Raw genomic sequence first — 14,824 nt, forward strand, 5'->3', positions numbered from 1 at the left:
GTTCGTCCTGAGCCAGGATCAAACTCTCCAACAAAATCTTTGGAAAAGCGTCCCGGCAACAAACAAATGTTGCCAAAGGAATCTCCAACCCATCCAATAAAGGACAGGCCGGGGTATTGCCATAATTGGCACTGGCTTATCAAGCACCCTGTTGAGTTCTCAAAGAACAACCGCACACCATCAAAACACTCCGCATCCGCGGCCCGTTTCCCCGGGGCACTCGCTCAACTTTACCCGCCGTTTCCGCCGTGTCAAATCCGCGTTTCGCAACCGGATTTGCCAAAACAGAAACTGTTCCAGGTACCCGCGAAGAGTACACGATCTCTCGTGCCACTCGATCTTGGGGGTTTGGCAGGACGGCCGGTGCGGATCTCGCTGTGAAGCTCGTTCCGCTTGCCTCGCCCGTTTCCCTGCCGGCTCGGAGAACATTACCCGGTCCCCCTCGCGACGCCAAATCGACCCCCCGACGTGATCACACCCGTGTTGCGCGTGGGGCTTGTGCGCCAAAAGAGGTCAATGACGTTCCGAAGTGGAGCCGATACGGAATGACCATCCGGCGCGGGAGTCACGGCGGTATCGCGGCGACACAACAGCCACCGACAAGGCGGTCCGGACTCGCCGGCGCGGAGCGAAGCCGAGGGCGGAGGAGAGGACCGCGGGGGATGAAGGAGACGGAGTCAGGCAAGGCGGCGAAGGAGGACCGCGAGAAGTGAGCCAGCAGAGTCAAACAAGAGCAGGAGGCGGAGCAAGCGCAAGATCCGGCGTTGCAGAGCGTGTAGAGCGCGCGAGCCAGTAGGCGCGGGAGCCGGGAGACATGGAAGGCGCTGGAGGGCGCTGAAGTCCGGGGAGATGAGGGACCGCGGGAACACGGGAGATACGGCAACGCAGGAGATACAGCGAGAGGTTCGAGGGCTGGGAGGCGCGGGAGCTGGGAGATTCGGGGCCTGCGAGTCCGGAGAGGCGCGGGAACCCGGAAGACCGGTAGACGCTGAAGATCGGGAGGCGCGGAAGACCAGGAGACGCGAAGACCAGGAGGCACGTGACAGGGGGACCACGAGACCCAGACCTCCGGGACGAGCGAAACGCGGAACCGGCAGACCGGCAGACCGGCGGACCGGCGGACCGGGAGACCGGGAGACCGGGAGAGCGGGAGAGCGGGAGACCGGGAGACCGGGAGACCGGGAGACCGGGAGACCGGGAGACCGGGAGAAGACGGAGGCGGTGAAGGCGGGAGGGATGGAGACGGGCGGAGTGGCTGCTTCTGTGGAAGCGCCGCTAATCCCGTACGAAATCGAATCTCGCCCAGATGTGTTTGGTCTTGGCCGTCCGGTACCAGCCCAGATCGCTGGCGAAGGTCTGTGCGAGGCGAAGGCCGAGCCCGCCGTGACCGATCGGCCGGTCCTCGTCGAAGAGGGGTTCGCCGGCGACGTCGTGGTCGGCGACGTCGAGGATGAGCGCGCCCGGTTCCCGGAGCAGGCGGATGTGGGCCGGCGGCCACCCGTGGCGGAGAGCGTTGGTGGCGAGCTCGGTCGCGACGACGGTGATCCGGTCCCGGCCGTCCTCGTCGTCGAGTGGGGTGCCGGCGACCGCCTGTCGTAGTCCGGCTCGCAGGTGTCGCAGACCGCCGACGCTGTCGAGGCTCCAGTGGCGCAACTCGGTCGCTGCCGGGTGTGGGACCGGGGCGGGCGGCGACGTCATGTCGCCTATCTTGCCCACTTCCGAGGGAGATGCAGAGGGCCGATCTTTGGCCGATGCGGACCGCCAGGCCGACTCAAACCGCAAGGTGAGCCCAGATTCTGGTGCTTAATGTCTGCTTTGTCACGGTAAATGCATCATACTTTCGGCTAGTGTTCTCTAGGCCTGTCGTATAGAGTCTGCGTAACCGAACGGCCAACTGTGCTCCGGACAGGATGTTCGACCTGTCCCACGGATATGGATGCCCGACCGACCGGGTCCCAAACCAGGGACCGGCTCTCCGGGAAGGTGTCAGGGAAGGACCACGACATGACCGTCACCGAGACCACGACCGCGGTGTCGCCGTCAACCACGGCGAGCGCTCAGGCTCCGGCCGACAGCGCCGCCGAGCTGCTCTCCGCGATGGCCGCGATGCCGGCCGGCCACCCGTCCCGCGCCGCTCTCCGCGACCGGGCGATCGAGGCCTGGCTGCCGCTCGCCCGCCACCTCGCCCACCGCTACTCCGGCCGCGGCGAACCCACCGACGACCTCGTGCAGACCGCCACCGTCGGCCTCATCAAAGCCGTCGACAAGTTCGACCCCGAACGCGGCGTCGACTTCGCCGGCTACGCCATCCCCACCATCATCGGCGAGATCAAGCGCCACTTCCGCGACCGCACCTGGTCGGTCCGCGTCCCCCGCCGCCTCCAGGAACTCCGCCTCGCCATCACCGAGGCCAACGCCACCCTCACCCACTCCCTCGGCCGCTCCCCCCAGGTCGCCGACATCGCCGTCCACCTCGGCATCACCGAGGAAGAGGTGCTCGAAGGCCTGGAAGGCGCGCGTGCCTACAACGCGACGTCGCTGTCCACGCCGATCAGCGCGGACGGCACGACGGAGCTGGGCGAGACGCTCGGTGGCGAGGACCACGAGTTCGAGGTCGCGGAGACCCGCGTCGCCCTCGGCCCCGCCCTGGCGACCCTCGACGAGCGCGAGCAGAAGATTCTGACGCTGCGCTTCTACGGCAACCTCACCCAGAGCCAGATCGCCGACCAGATCGGCATCTCCCAGATGCACGTCTCCCGCCTGCTCACCAAGGCGCTGACCAAGCTGCGTGGCCAGCTGGCCGCGGACGTCATCTGACCTCTGCAGGATGACGGCGTCGCTCCCCGGAGCGGCGCCGTCGTCATTTGCGGTGACGGCGAATGAAAGGTCCGCGCGGCTGTCGCTGACAGCTGCCGCTAACGTGTAACGGATGCCACCTTCAGCCGAGCTTCCCGGGTTCCTGCACACAGTGGCGCCGATTCTGGATCGCTGGGGTTATCTGGCGATCGGCGGCATCATCGTGGTCGAGAGCTTCGGCGTGCCCGCGCCCGGTCAGACGATCATGGCGGCGGCGTCGGTCTACGCCGGCTATGGGCGGATGAACATCTGGGCCGTCGCGGCGATCTGCTTCGTGACGGCCGTCATCGGCGACAACATCGGCTACTGGATCGGGCTGCGCGGCGGCCGCAAGATCGTCAACCGGTGGGGGAAGTACATCCTCGTCACGCCGGCCCGGCTGGCCAAGGCCGAGCAGTTCTTCGCCCGGCGGGGCAACCGGATCATCGTGATCGCCCGGTTCATCGACGGGTTGCGGCAGCTCAACGGCGTGATCGCCGGGATCACCCGGATGCCGTGGAAGACGTTCCTGCTCTACAACGCGATCGGTGCGGCGCTCTGGGTCGGGTTCTGGTGCACGCTGGCCTACCAGCTGGGCGCCAACCTCGGGCCGATCATGGGCCGGATCCATCAGTACCAGTGGCCGGTCATCGGGGTGCTGGTGCTGGCGGTCACGACCTACGTGATCCTGCACGTGCGGCACATCCGGCGGCGCCGGGCCCGGACCGCGGCGGAGATCCGGCAGGCCGAGGAACAGGCCGGACAACCCGGCCCGACCGAGGCCAAAGAGCAGACCCAAGCCTGAGCATGACGACGGTTCCCGCCGCCCACAGCGGGAACCGTCTTCGTCTTTCTCGGCGAACAAGGTCTTCGTCAGGTGCTCGCCTTCGACGGCTGGGCCGTCGGTGGCTCGCCGGTCGGGGCCTGACCGGCGGGGGCCTGTCCGATGCCGGGGTCCGCGGGAACGGTGACGGCGCTGTCCCCGCCGAATGCGGCCATCAGGCCCGCGCCGACACCTCCACCGGCCAGGGCGGCGGCGGCCAGGGCGGCCGCCATCCTCAATCGAGGACTTCTCCGGGCACGGCCGGCGGTCCGGTCCGGGTTCACCACTTTTTCTTCGGTACGGGCGGAGGCCGCGACCGAGTCGGCTTTCGCATGCCAGGCCGTGACGGGCGCCGCATTACCGGTCGTGGCCGACGGCCCGTTCCACAAGGTGGCCGATGGTTCTACCGGCGCGGCATTCCAGGCGGTGGACGGAGCGTTCCACGAAGCGGTAGGCGGGTCGGTGTTCCAGGACGGCGGCACCGAATCGGGGAACGGGCTGTCATGCCATTCGGCCGGAATTCGATCCGGCACCGGGCTGCCGTTCCACGCGGTCTGCTCGCCCTCGACGTGACCGTCCCGGTGGCTCGGCACCGGGTCGGCATAGCCGCCGCTCCAGGACGCCGGTTCCGGGTCCGATTGGCTGCCGCGGTAGCCGGCGCCGCTCATCGTGGTGTCGCCGTTCCAGGAGACGCCCGGGCCGGTTTCCGGCTGCCGGCCGGCCCATCCGGGCGTGGACCCCGAATCGGAACGGAGCGGGAATCCACCGGGCTGCTCCCAGGCTGCGGGCGGGCCGCCCGGGACCGTGGGCGCGGGAAGCCAGGCGGCGGGCGCGGCGCCCGGTTCGCCGGTGAGGCCGGACGGGTGGTGGCCACGGTAGGCGCCGGACGGTGACCAGTCGGTGGGTACGGAGGCGGGTTCCGGCACCTCCGGCGGCCAGGAGCCGGGCTCACCGTGGGCGCTTCGCGGACGTGCCACGGCCGGCCGGCCCTGGGAGTGCCGCCGGCCCGGTGCGGACGGATCGTGCTGACTCATCGGCGCTCTCCTCGATCCGGGTTGCTTGCTGACGAGAAGAGTGCCGAGCACTGCTATGTGCCCGCTGTGCGGCCGATAGGCGCCGCTTATCAGGGTCGTGGCGTTCGGGCGTACCAGATGGTCGTGATTTTCAGAAACGGGCGAAGCGTGGCCGGACCAGGCCGCCGATCATGGTGAAGTCGCCGCCGGCGTCGAGGGCGCCGGTCGGCCCGGTGTTCAGGACGCGGACGCCGATCACGCCGTTGGCCTGGGGATTCCAGTCGGTGAGGCGGCCGCCGCCGGTGACCGCGGCGAGTTTGACGCGAGGCACCGAGCCGTCGAGGCAGCGGCCCTGTGCGCCGTTGCGGGCGGTCAGGCAGACGCGGTCGAAGTGCCCGCCGACATAGGCGGTGCCGTCGATGGTGGTGATCGCGGTCGCGTCCCCGTCGAAGACGCGCTGCCAGCGGGTGGCGCCCTTGAGGGTGTAGGCGGCGGCGCGCCCACCTTGGCCGCCGCCGGCCGTGTAGACCCCGGCGCCGTCGATCGTCACGGCGTTGACCTCGGCGACCGCCCGGGGCCGGAACCGGCGGTCGAGCGCCCCGGTGACGGCGTGCACCGCGGCGAGGTGCGGATGGCCCTTCGCCGAGGCGACCTTCTTGAAGGCGCCCCCGAGGAACACCCGGTCGCCGGCGACGGCGAGGGCGTGCACCCGGTCGTCGGTGGAGGCGCGCCAGGTCCGGTCGAGCTTGCCGGTGCGCAGCGAGAAGGCGGCCACGTTGCGGGCTTTCCGGCCGTTCACCGCGGTGAAGCTGCCGCCCAGATAGAGGCGGCCGTTGCCGATCGCCAGCGTGTACGGGGTACCGGCGATGTCCGGCCGGAAAGCGGTGACGGTGTCCTCGGTGGGGCTGAGCCGGGCGATCGAGTCCCGTTTCGCACCGGCGATCCGGTGGAAGCCGCCGGCCGCGTAGATCGCCCCCGGGGTGGCGGCGAGCGCCGCGACCGGCCCGTCGGCGGCCGGTGCCCAGCTGAGCAGAGCCCCGGTACGCCCGTCGAACGCCGCCAGCCGCTCCCGTGGATAGCTGCGGCCACCCCAGCTGGCCTTGGTGAACGCCCCGCCGACGTAGACCGTCGTGCCCAGGTAGGCGACCGCCTGGACGGTTCCGTTGAAGGTCGGCGCCACCCGGGGGTCCGATTCGACGGCCCGCGCGGGCGTGGCCGGGGAGAGCACGAAGAGGACTACGAGGAGGAGAAACCGCACATCGGGTCAACTCTCCCGGAGTGGGGAAAGTTCCGTCTCCAGATCGGGCACCGGCACCACGTCGGGCTTTCGCAGGCCGAGCATGACCAGCCAGTCGACGAGCTGGCGGTGCACCGCGTCCGGGCCGTCGAGGTCGTACGTGACCGGCCACGACGCCGGGTGCACCAGCATGGCCTCGGTCTGCCAGCCACCGAGGCCCCCGTGTGAGCCGACCAGTTCCTCGAAGGCGGACACCTCCTGGGTCTCCGGATCCACCGAGCTGATCACCACGAGGTCGCCGACGTGTGCGGCGCTCTGGTGGCGCAGCAGGTCGGCGCGGGCAAGGGGGCCGTACGGTGCGAGCGGGTCCAGGCCGACGACGGCGCCGTCCCTTAGCCGGTGGGAGCCGCCGGAGCCGTACGCCATCGGCCCGTCCTCGCCCTGTGCCACCACGATCCCGATGCCCGGGTGGGCGGCCAGCCCGCTGATCAGGCGCGGGTAGGCGTGCTCGATCGCGTCCTGCCGCAGCCGGTGCGGGAACCGGGTCAGATACAGCATCGACAGGTTGCCGGAGGAGACCACCAGCACCTGATCGGCGAGCCGGCCGACCAGTTCCTCCAGGGTCTCGCCGTGCCGTTGACGGAACGTGGAGCCCTGGCTCTGCCCGTGGTCGGAGAGCACCACGAGGTGGTACCGGCGGGCCGCCTCCGGCGCGAGACGTTCCAGCACGCCGAGCATCCGGTCCAGGCTCTCCAGCTGCCGCATCGACTCCGGGCGCGCCGGGCCGGCGTGGTGCGCCACCTCGTCGTAGTCGACCAGGTCGCAGTAGATCGCCGGGACTCCGCGGGCCATCTGCTCGGCGACGAGCGAGATGTTGACGTCCCGCAGCAGCATCGAGGCCGGGCGCAGCGCCAGGAACGCGCCGGAGCGGCTCACCCGCGGGCGCAGATTGCGGCGACGCTGGAGGCGGGCCTGGTACAGCTCGGTGACGACCTCGGCGCCGCCCAGGACCAGGGCGCGGGTGAAGCCGTACGGGCTGGCCATGAACGCCGCCCAGCCGCGGGCGGTGCGGCCGGGCAGCGCCGCGTGGCTGATCGTCAGCAGGCTCGTGGTGGCGTCGCCGCTGAACGCGTTGCTGATGCTCACCCCGCCGTCGCGGAGCAGGCCGTGGCCGTCGGTCAGGCGGGACTCGATGATCGCGGCGTCCCGGGGGCGGTTGGAGACCATCAACCTGCCGGTCTCCTTCTCGTACCAGCGGAAGCCGGGGATCTGCCGGGAGGCGCCGTGCAGGATGCCGGCCTGTGACGCGGGGGTGGTCGACGGCAGGCCGGTGTGCCAGCCGCGTGCCGTGTGGCTGCCGGTCCGCAGCCAGTGGCCCAGCGTCGGCAGGTTCCCGGCCCGGATCGCCCAGCGCAGCACCGGCTCGGCGACCCCGTCCAGCTGCATGATCAGCAGGCCCGGCTCGGTGCCGGCCGGTGGACGGTGGAAACTGATCAGCCGGCCGGCCGCTCGGCGGCGCACCCCGCGCATCAGGCGGCGGGCCTCCCGGACGAACGTGTCGTCGCTGCCGGCGTCGGCCATCCAGTCGAGCAGCGCGGCCACGATCACCGCCAGGATCGCGGCGGTGACCAGGGTCGGCAGCCCGCTGATCCGATTGCCCGGGTCGAGCCGCAGCGCCACCACCATGACCGTGATCTGCGTCGCCACGCCGAGCAGCATCGCCGCCCAGCCGCCGAGCACCGTGATGCCGACCAGCAGCAACGGGCGCAGAACCGCCCCGACCACGGCGACGAGGACGACCAGGCCGAGCGTGTCGACGATGTCGGAGGCGGCCACGCCGGGCATCAGCCACAGGGTGAGAGTCAGCACCACGAAGGTGGTCAGGGCACTGCGCACCATCGCGCCGGCCCGTCTGAGCAGGGCATGCACTCCGACGCGGATGGCCACCTCCCGACGATCGCACATCCGGACAGACGACGCTCAGCGGGTGATCCGTACCCAGACGTTGTCGAGCGTTCCGTTGAACTGGTCGTTGTCGCGGTAGGCGCCCTTGGCACCGATGCTCAGCGGCAGATCGTTGGAGACGTACAGGTCGGCAGGGACCGGGGTACGGCCGCGCAGCACCCCGTCGACGTAGATCTCCAGGCGGGTCCCGGTCCGCTGACATCGCACCCGGTGCCAGACGCCGTCGGCGGTCGTCACCGAGCTGCGGACCATCCGGATGGCCGGCCGGTACGCGTCGACGAGCACACAGCTGGGGTGGCCGGCCGTACCGTCGATCTGGAGTTTGTACTGGCTGCTCGTGTTCGAGTAGCCCTTCTGGACCACGTTCTGGCCGGTGCTGGTCTGACCGGGCGCGAGCAGCACATCGGCGCCGAAGGCGATGTCCCGGTCGCCGGGGTTGAGGTCGGCGGAGTCGCCGCTCTGGAGGGCGACGTGGGGGCAGACCTGCCGGGTGCATTTGCCGGGGAAGGCCAGCGCGGTGCCCGGCCCGTGCGCGACCGCGCGGACCCGGCCGCCCTGGTAGGAGAGAATTCGCAGGGTGTGCCCGTTGCCGGACTCGTCGACGATGCTGCCGGACCGCCCGTTGAAGCCGTAGTGGGCGGTCATCTCGGGCACCGTCGGCGGGTCGCCCGCCCGGGCCGGCGCGGTCGCGGCGACGACGGGTACGAGCGCGAGAACCGCTGCGGACATCCGTGATTGCATGTCCGAATTATTACTTGTGAGGTATTCTGCCGGTGTCCGGGTTCAGGGGCGGAACTCCTCCGGGCGAACCGGTTTTCCCTGGTCCTTGCGCCCGAACAGCCGCCAGCCCCGCTTCTTCTTCTCCGGCACCGGCTGCGCCGCCCCGTTCAGCACGTCCAGCCGATGCCGGGCCACCGGGTTCTCCGGCTCCAACCGCAACGACGTCTCCAGCGCCTGCCGGGCCTGGTCCACATGGCCGAGCGCGGCCAGCGTCACCCCGTGCGTGAAGTAGTAGTGCGCCTCGTTCGGGTCCAGCCCCACCGCGGTCCGGGCGGCCTGCTCGGCGTCACCCAGCTGCCGGTCCGCGGCCAGCAGCGCCCACGCCACCCGGTCGTGCCACAGCGGATTCTTCGGCTCGACGATCACCGCCCGGTAGGCCATGCTCATCGCCTCCTCGTGCCGCCCCAACAGGGTCAGCGCGCGACTCGCGATCGCCAGTGGCCGCGGATCCTCCGGCGCCAGCTCGACGGCCCGGTTCGCCGCGTCCAGCGCCGGCTCCACCTGGTCCAGCGCCAGCCGGATCCGGGCCATCAGAATCCAGCCCGGCGCCAGATCGGGCCGGCCGGCCAGCACCGGATGCAGCAACTCGGCGGCCTTCTCCGGCTGCATGTGCTCGAAGAGGGCGGCGGCCCGCGCCACCCCCAGATCGCTCGGATCAGCGAACGCCCTGGCCGGCGCGTCACTGACGGAAGGGCTCACGGTCATGCCCGGGGAGGGCGCCAGTTCGGTCATCGGTCCGCTCCGGGGATACGGGTGTGGATCACGAGGTTCACATCGGCGGAAACCGACGATTTCTGAGCTCCCCCGCCCACCGACGGCGATCGCCTCCCGCTCAGACCCTTCTTTCGGTACGACCCACGCCGGCCCCGAGCCTGTCCCCGCGACGCAGACCCCGCCTCCCGACCGCAAGGCGCCTCACGGGCGTAGCCCTCCCTCACCAGCCGACCCCCACCGCTGGCTGGAGGTGGGGGTGCGTCGCGGGGACAGGCTCGGGGCTGGGGTACGGCGTACCTGGGAAGGGTTAGAGCGGGGGTCGGGCGGCCCGGCGGCGGAAGATCACGGTGAGGCAGACGGCGGTGGCGGCGAAGGCGCAGGCGGCCGCCGGGAGGCGCCAGGTGGGGTCGAGCGCCTCGGTGGTGATCACGCCCACACCGACGGCGGCGCAGACCCCGGCTATCAGCAACAGGGAGTGGCTGGCCAGGCCGCGGACGGGTTCGCCGGGTTCGTCGACCGGTGCGGTCAGCAGGCGTACGGCGAAGCCGGCGAACGTGGCGGTGGCCAGCAACGCGGGCAGCCAGCCGGCCGGTGCGGCCAGGGCGATCAGCAGCGTGAGCATCGCGGTCGCCGCCGCGGCCAGGGCTATCCGCTGGCGGCCGTGGGTGAGCAGGTCGCGCAGGTAGGAACGCAGGGCCGGGTCGAGGTGGGAGAGGAAGTAGCCGGCGTAGCCGGCGGGGACCAGGGTGGCGAGTGCGGCGAAGAGGCGGGCCAGGCCGGGGGACGATTCGGCGGTACGCCAGCCCAGGTAGGCCAGCAGGACCAGGATGATCGCGGTCCAGACCAGGAACTGGCGTAGCGCGACGTCCAGCAGGAAGCGGCTGGCCTCCTGTTTCGGGTCGGCGCGCAGGGCTCCGACCAGCCCGGACGCGCCACGGGCCAGGCGGCCGAGGGCGAACGGGTGGTGGTGGACGACGTCCAGGGCGGCCAGCTCGTGGCGGGCGACCGCGCTGTCCGGGGCCAGGGCGAGGGCGTCGCGGAGGGCCTGGCGGGCGCGGTCGGTGAGGTTGAGCTGCTTCATCACCATGGCGTAGGTGATCCGGAAGTCGGCCTCGTCCGGGTCGAGCCGGATCGCTTCGCGGGCGGCGTGTTCGGCCTCGACGGCGCGCCGGCCGTCCTCCAGCAGGGCCCAGGCCACCCGGTGATGCCGGTACGGGTTCTCCGGCTGACGCAGCGCCGCCTCCCGGGCCGTGGCGATCGCCTCGTCGTGCCGGCCCAGTCGGGTGTGCACCCGGCTGAGCGCGGCCAGTGCGTCCGGCCATTCGGGGGCGTGTTCGACGGCACGGCGGGCCAGTTCGTCGGCGAGTTCCGGCTGTTTCAGGGCCAGCTGGGCGTGGGTCATCAGGACCAGTGCGGTGACGTGGTCGGGTTCGGCGGCGAGGACCGGGCCGAGGAGTTCGGCGGCGGCGGCCGGCTCGCCCCGGCTCAGCTGGATCCGGGCCAGTTCCAGGTTGCGGCTGGTGCCGGTGGCCCCGGTCGTCATGCTTCTGGCTCCTCGGCCGGAACGGTGGCGAAGGCGCGGACCGGGAAGGCGCTGAATCCGGCGACCCGCGGCGGGGTGGCGGTGAAGCGGGCACCGAGCGGCGGCAATTCGCGGAGGTTGGTGAGGTGCTCGACGACCGGGATGCCGGCCGCCAGGAGCAGGGTGTGTGCCGGGCGTTCGCCGGCCGCGTCCGGGGAGACGTCGTCGATGTTGACCGCGTCGATGCCGACGAGGGCGGCACCCCGGTCGACGAGCAGTTGCGCGGCCCCCGCGGTGAGGTAGGGCGCGTCGACGCCGTAGTCGGGAGTGCCCCAGCGCCGGTCGCCGCCGGTGTGCAGGAGTACGGCCCGGCCCGCGACGGTGACGTGGGCGAGCATCTCGGCGGTGACGCCGCGTTCGCCGCCGACCGCCCGGACCACCACGGCGGGCAGTCCGGCGAGCTGTTCCAGAGGCAGGCCGGCCAGGTCGGCGCCGTCGGCGTAGCGGTGGTACGGGCTGTCCAGGTAGGTGCCGGTGTTGCCGAGCATGCTGATCCGGTCGATGGCGAACTCGGTGCCGGGCGCGTACACGCCGCGGGACGCGAGGCGGGTCAGGTGCGGGGTGATCTCCGGGCCGGGCAGGCCGGGCGCGGTGACCATCCCGGCCGTGATCACGTGGCTGAGCTCGACGAACCGGACCCTCTCGGCCTGGGTGTCGGCGGCCGGCGGGTGCGGTTCGGCGATGATCCGGACGTCGCTGACGGCGGCGCGCTCCACCCGTTGCGGGGCGAGCGCGGCGACGAGCAGGGCGGTGATCTCGGATTCGGTGACGTCGGCGTGCGGGATGTTCAGGCGGAAGCCCCGCGCCCGCAGTTCGCCCCCGCCGTCGAGGGTGACTTCGGCGTCGAACTCGGCCCGGTAGTCCAGCACGGCGGCTCCTTCTTATCGAAGTTCGATCACACCTTCGGCGATCAACCAGATGCCGAAGATAGCGAAGAGTGCGGCAGCTCCGTACTTGATGACCTTTTCCGGTAGATGTCTACCCAGGTATCGACCCACGAGAATGGCGAGGGCGTCGGCGGCGACCATGCCGACCGTCGAGCCGATCCAGACGCCGAACCAGCCGTGCTGGGTGGCCAGGGTGATGGTCGCGAGCATGGTCTTGTCGCCGAGTTCGGCCAGGAAGAACGCGCCGCCGACGGCGAGGATCGCCGAGCCGGTGGAGCGCTCGGCCTTGACCTTCTCGTCGTCGGTCAGGGAGTCGCCGCGCAGCGTCCAGGCGCCGAAGCCGAGGAACGCGATACCGGCGATCAGGGAGATCCAGCCGGTGGGGATGGCGGCGCCGAGCCCGTACCCGATGCCGACGGAGACCAGGTGGACCAGGGCGGTGGCCACGGTGATGCCGATCAGCACCGGCATCGTCTTGAACCGGGTGGCGAACGTCATCGCCATGAGCTGCGATTTGTCGCCGAGTTCGGCGACGAAGATGACCGCGAAGCTGATCGCCAGCGCGGTGAGGAAACCTTCCACAAGAAACTCCCGGTGCAACCATGACCGGGTTCTGGCGCAGGGCGACCTCGACCCGGCCATAACGAGTACGGCCTGATCGAAGGTCTCGCTCGCCTCGTGACGAGGCCGCGCGGCCGGAACCCGGAGAAACCGGGGTCAGTATGTCGACCGCGACATTGGGAGCTACTCCCCTTCGCGGGATCGAGCTTAGCTCACGTGCTGATCAACGGCCCGGTGGTGTGCACCACCGGGCCGTGGCCGCGGGCTACCGCACGATGTCGCGCTGGAGGAGAAGGCGCGAGCTTCGCTCGTTCTTCGCGGTGACCGACAGCGGGGTCGGCTTGGCGGTCGGCTCGCACTGCTTGTCGGAGCGGTCCGCCTTGACCCGGCCGGGCAGCGCGCCGGTGGCCAGGTAGTCGGCGATCGTGTTGTCGACGCAGGCGTTGCCGAACAGCGACCCGGCGTGGGTCGTGCCGCCGATGCCCTCGAGCAGCACCGACCGCGGGAAGCGGCGGCGGGTCTCCAGGGCCCCGGAGTACGGGGTGGCCGCGTCGAGGGTCTCGTTGATCAGCAGGATCGGCGGGGCCTTGCCGCCGTCCACCTCGACGGGGTTCCGGGCGTCGCCCGCCCAGTGCCGGCAGGGCGCGTTGTACCAGGCGTTGCCCCACGTCTCGAACGGGGCCTTCCGGTGCACCCGCCAGTTGTCGCGCGACCACTTCTTCCAGGCGGTCGGCCACGGGGCGTCGGTGCACTGGACGGCCAGGTAGACCGCGTAGCTGTTGTCGGCGTCCCCGGTCTGCTCGTGGTTGTCGTCGAAGAGCCGCTTGAGCGGTGCCGGGTCCTTACGGTTGACCCACGCCGAGAAGGCGCGCGCGGTCTCCTCCCAGCCGAAGACGTAGTAGCCCGGCTGGAGGAACACGTCGGTCAGCTCGGCCGGCCCGATCGACCCGGCCGGCTTCTTCGTCAGCGCCTCGAGCTGCCGGTAGTAGAGCTTCTCCACGTCCGCGGCGGTACGGCCGAGGTGGTACACCGCGTCGTACTTGGCGATCCAGGCGAAGTAGATCTTGATCGCCTTGTCGAAGGCGATGTCCTGGTCGAGGTTCGACTGGTACCAGACCCGGCCCGGGTCGACGACGCCGTCGAGGACCATCCGGTGGACCCGTTCCGGGTTGCGGGTGGCGTAGACCTGGCCGAGATAGCTGCCGTACGAGAAGCCGTAGAAGCTGATCTTCTCGGCGCCCAGGGCCTCGCGGATCCGGTCGATGTCGCGGACCGTGTCCTCGGTGCGCATGTGGTCGAGCAGGGTGCCGCCGGCCTTGGCGCAGGCGGCGGCGTACGCCGTGGTCCGGGCGTGCCAGGCCTTCTCGATCTCCGGAGTGCTCGGCACGTACGGCGGCCGGTTGTACCCGGTGTATCCACTGTCACAGGAGAGCTTCGGCTTGCTGGCCCCCACCCCACGCGGGTCGAAGCCGATCCAGTCGTAGGCGGCACCGGACTGTTTCGGCACGTGCTGGCCGAGGGTGGCCAGCCCGCGACCGGAGCCGCCGGGTCCGCCCGGGTTGACCAGGATGGGGCCCTGCCGTTTGTCCGCGGGCCCGGTGGCCTTGATCCGTGAGAGCGCGAGCTGGATCTTCGCCCCCTCCGGCTTCGCGTAGTCGAGTGGCACGGAGAGATATCCGCACTCGGCACCGTGCGACTTCAGCGAACCCTCGTCGCAGGCGCTCCAGGCGATCGGCACCGGTACGCCGCGCGCCGGCGCGGCCTGTGCCCCGGTCACCGCGGCACCGGCCGTACAGAGCGCCACCGCGGTCGCGGCTGCCCAGATTCTTCTCATACCAAGCCCCTTGTGTTCCGTTTGAGCCCATATCGTCAAGGGCTTAACGGGGCGTATCACCCGTCCACGCCGGACCGCCACTCCATAAGGTACTTTTTACGCATTAACTACTAATTACTCCCAGTACGGACAGGAGACCGTCCTGGAATCGTCGTTCACAACAGGTCACTCAGCCGGTCGAGGGCGGACGCCGCGGTCAGGACGATCGCCCGGTCCTCGGCGGACAACTGCCGGAGCGCCCGCGCGATCGCCTCGGCTCGGGCGGCCCGGCGGCGGGCCACCGCGGACCGGCCGGCGTCGGTGACGCGGACCAGCACGGCCCGCCCGTCGGCCGGGTCCTTGCCGCGGGCGACCAGGCCGTCGCGTTCCAGCCGGCCGATCAACTGGGTCATCGCGGGCTGGGTGACGCCCTCGGGGCCACACAGGTCACTGAGGCGCTGCGGCCCGAGCCGCTCCAGCCGGGCGAGGGTCGAGGCGGCGGTGGGGCCGAGTTCGTCACGCGGCTTGATCCGGCGCAGACCGGTGGCGAGGCGTTCGAAAGTCGGCGCGATGTCCACGGACCGAATTCATATCACGTGCTTATGTAATCCACT

13 protein-coding genes are annotated in these 14,824 nt (G+C 70.6%); 2 read left to right on the forward strand and 11 right to left on the reverse strand.

Annotated features, from left to right (window positions below; all coding sequences use genetic code 11):
- Positions 1 to 1,275 precede the first annotated feature (1,275 nt).
- A complete protein-coding gene (locus BC793_RS45575) occupies positions 1,276 to 1,698 on the reverse strand; it encodes an ATP-binding protein (RefSeq protein ID WP_109602893.1) in 423 nt (140 codons plus the stop codon).
- 306 nt (positions 1,699 to 2,004) lie between these two features.
- Between BC793_RS45575 and BC793_RS45580 the strand changes: the two genes are divergently transcribed.
- A complete protein-coding gene (locus BC793_RS45580; protein ID WP_109602894.1) occupies positions 2,005 to 2,817 on the forward strand; it encodes an RNA polymerase sigma factor SigF in 813 nt (270 codons plus the stop codon).
- 112 nt (positions 2,818 to 2,929) lie between these two features.
- Entirely contained in the window at positions 2,930 to 3,640 is a 711-nt protein-coding gene (locus BC793_RS45585) for a DedA family protein (RefSeq protein ID WP_109602895.1), read from the forward strand.
- Positions 3,641 to 3,708: 68 nt separating this feature from the next.
- On the opposite strand, the gene BC793_RS45590 is transcribed toward BC793_RS45585, so the two are convergent.
- The 10 genes from BC793_RS45590 to BC793_RS45635 all read right to left on the reverse strand — a co-directional run bounded on the left by BC793_RS45590 (position 3,709) and on the right by BC793_RS45635 (position 14,788).
- Positions 3,709 to 4,692 carry a hypothetical protein gene (locus tag BC793_RS45590; protein WP_109602896.1) on the reverse strand — a complete coding sequence of 328 codons (984 nt, stop codon included), beginning with the start codon at positions 4,690 to 4,692 and terminating at the stop codon, positions 3,709 to 3,711.
- 130 nt (positions 4,693 to 4,822) lie between these two features.
- Entirely contained in the window at positions 4,823 to 5,929 is a 1,107-nt protein-coding gene (locus BC793_RS45595; protein WP_109602897.1) for an NHL repeat-containing protein, read from the reverse strand.
- Positions 5,930 to 5,935: 6 nt separating this feature from the next.
- The gene (locus tag BC793_RS45600) at positions 5,936 to 7,855 is read right to left on the reverse strand and encodes an alkaline phosphatase family protein (protein WP_239170708.1); all 1,920 of its coding nucleotides are present in this window, start codon (positions 7,853 to 7,855) and stop codon (positions 5,936 to 5,938) included.
- A 33-nt stretch (positions 7,856 to 7,888) separates the two neighbouring features.
- On the reverse strand, positions 7,889 to 8,614 hold the full coding sequence (locus BC793_RS45605) for a LamG-like jellyroll fold domain-containing protein (RefSeq protein WP_109602899.1): 726 nt from the start codon (positions 8,612 to 8,614) through the stop codon (positions 7,889 to 7,891).
- Between the two features lie 42 nt (positions 8,615 to 8,656).
- A complete protein-coding gene (locus tag BC793_RS45610; RefSeq protein ID WP_109602900.1) occupies positions 8,657 to 9,385 on the reverse strand; it encodes a tetratricopeptide repeat protein in 729 nt (242 codons plus the stop codon).
- A 289-nt stretch (positions 9,386 to 9,674) separates the two neighbouring features.
- Positions 9,675 to 10,910 carry a tetratricopeptide repeat protein gene (locus BC793_RS45615; RefSeq protein ID WP_109602901.1) on the reverse strand — a complete coding sequence of 412 codons (1,236 nt, stop codon included), beginning with the start codon at positions 10,908 to 10,910 and terminating at the stop codon, positions 9,675 to 9,677.
- Entirely contained in the window at positions 10,907 to 11,818 is a 912-nt protein-coding gene (locus tag BC793_RS45620) for a cyclase family protein (protein WP_109602902.1), read from the reverse strand. The genes BC793_RS45615 and BC793_RS45620 overlap by 4 nt, the downstream gene beginning before the upstream one ends.
- A gap of 12 nt (positions 11,819 to 11,830) precedes the next feature.
- On the reverse strand, positions 11,831 to 12,418 hold the full coding sequence (locus BC793_RS45625) for a TMEM165/GDT1 family protein (RefSeq protein ID WP_109602903.1): 588 nt from the start codon (positions 12,416 to 12,418) through the stop codon (positions 11,831 to 11,833).
- A gap of 244 nt (positions 12,419 to 12,662) precedes the next feature.
- The gene (locus tag BC793_RS45630; protein WP_109602904.1) at positions 12,663 to 14,231 is read right to left on the reverse strand and encodes an alpha/beta hydrolase; all 1,569 of its coding nucleotides are present in this window, start codon (positions 14,229 to 14,231) and stop codon (positions 12,663 to 12,665) included.
- Positions 14,232 to 14,386: 155 nt separating this feature from the next.
- Positions 14,387 to 14,788, reverse strand: a complete 402-nt coding sequence (locus tag BC793_RS45635) for a MarR family winged helix-turn-helix transcriptional regulator (RefSeq protein ID WP_239170709.1) — start codon at positions 14,786 to 14,788, stop codon at positions 14,387 to 14,389.
- Positions 14,789 to 14,824 lie beyond the last annotated feature (36 nt).

This window comes from Actinoplanes xinjiangensis (assembly GCF_003148685.1).
GTDB classification, from domain to species: Bacteria; Actinomycetota; Actinomycetes; order Mycobacteriales; family Micromonosporaceae; genus Actinoplanes; species Actinoplanes xinjiangensis.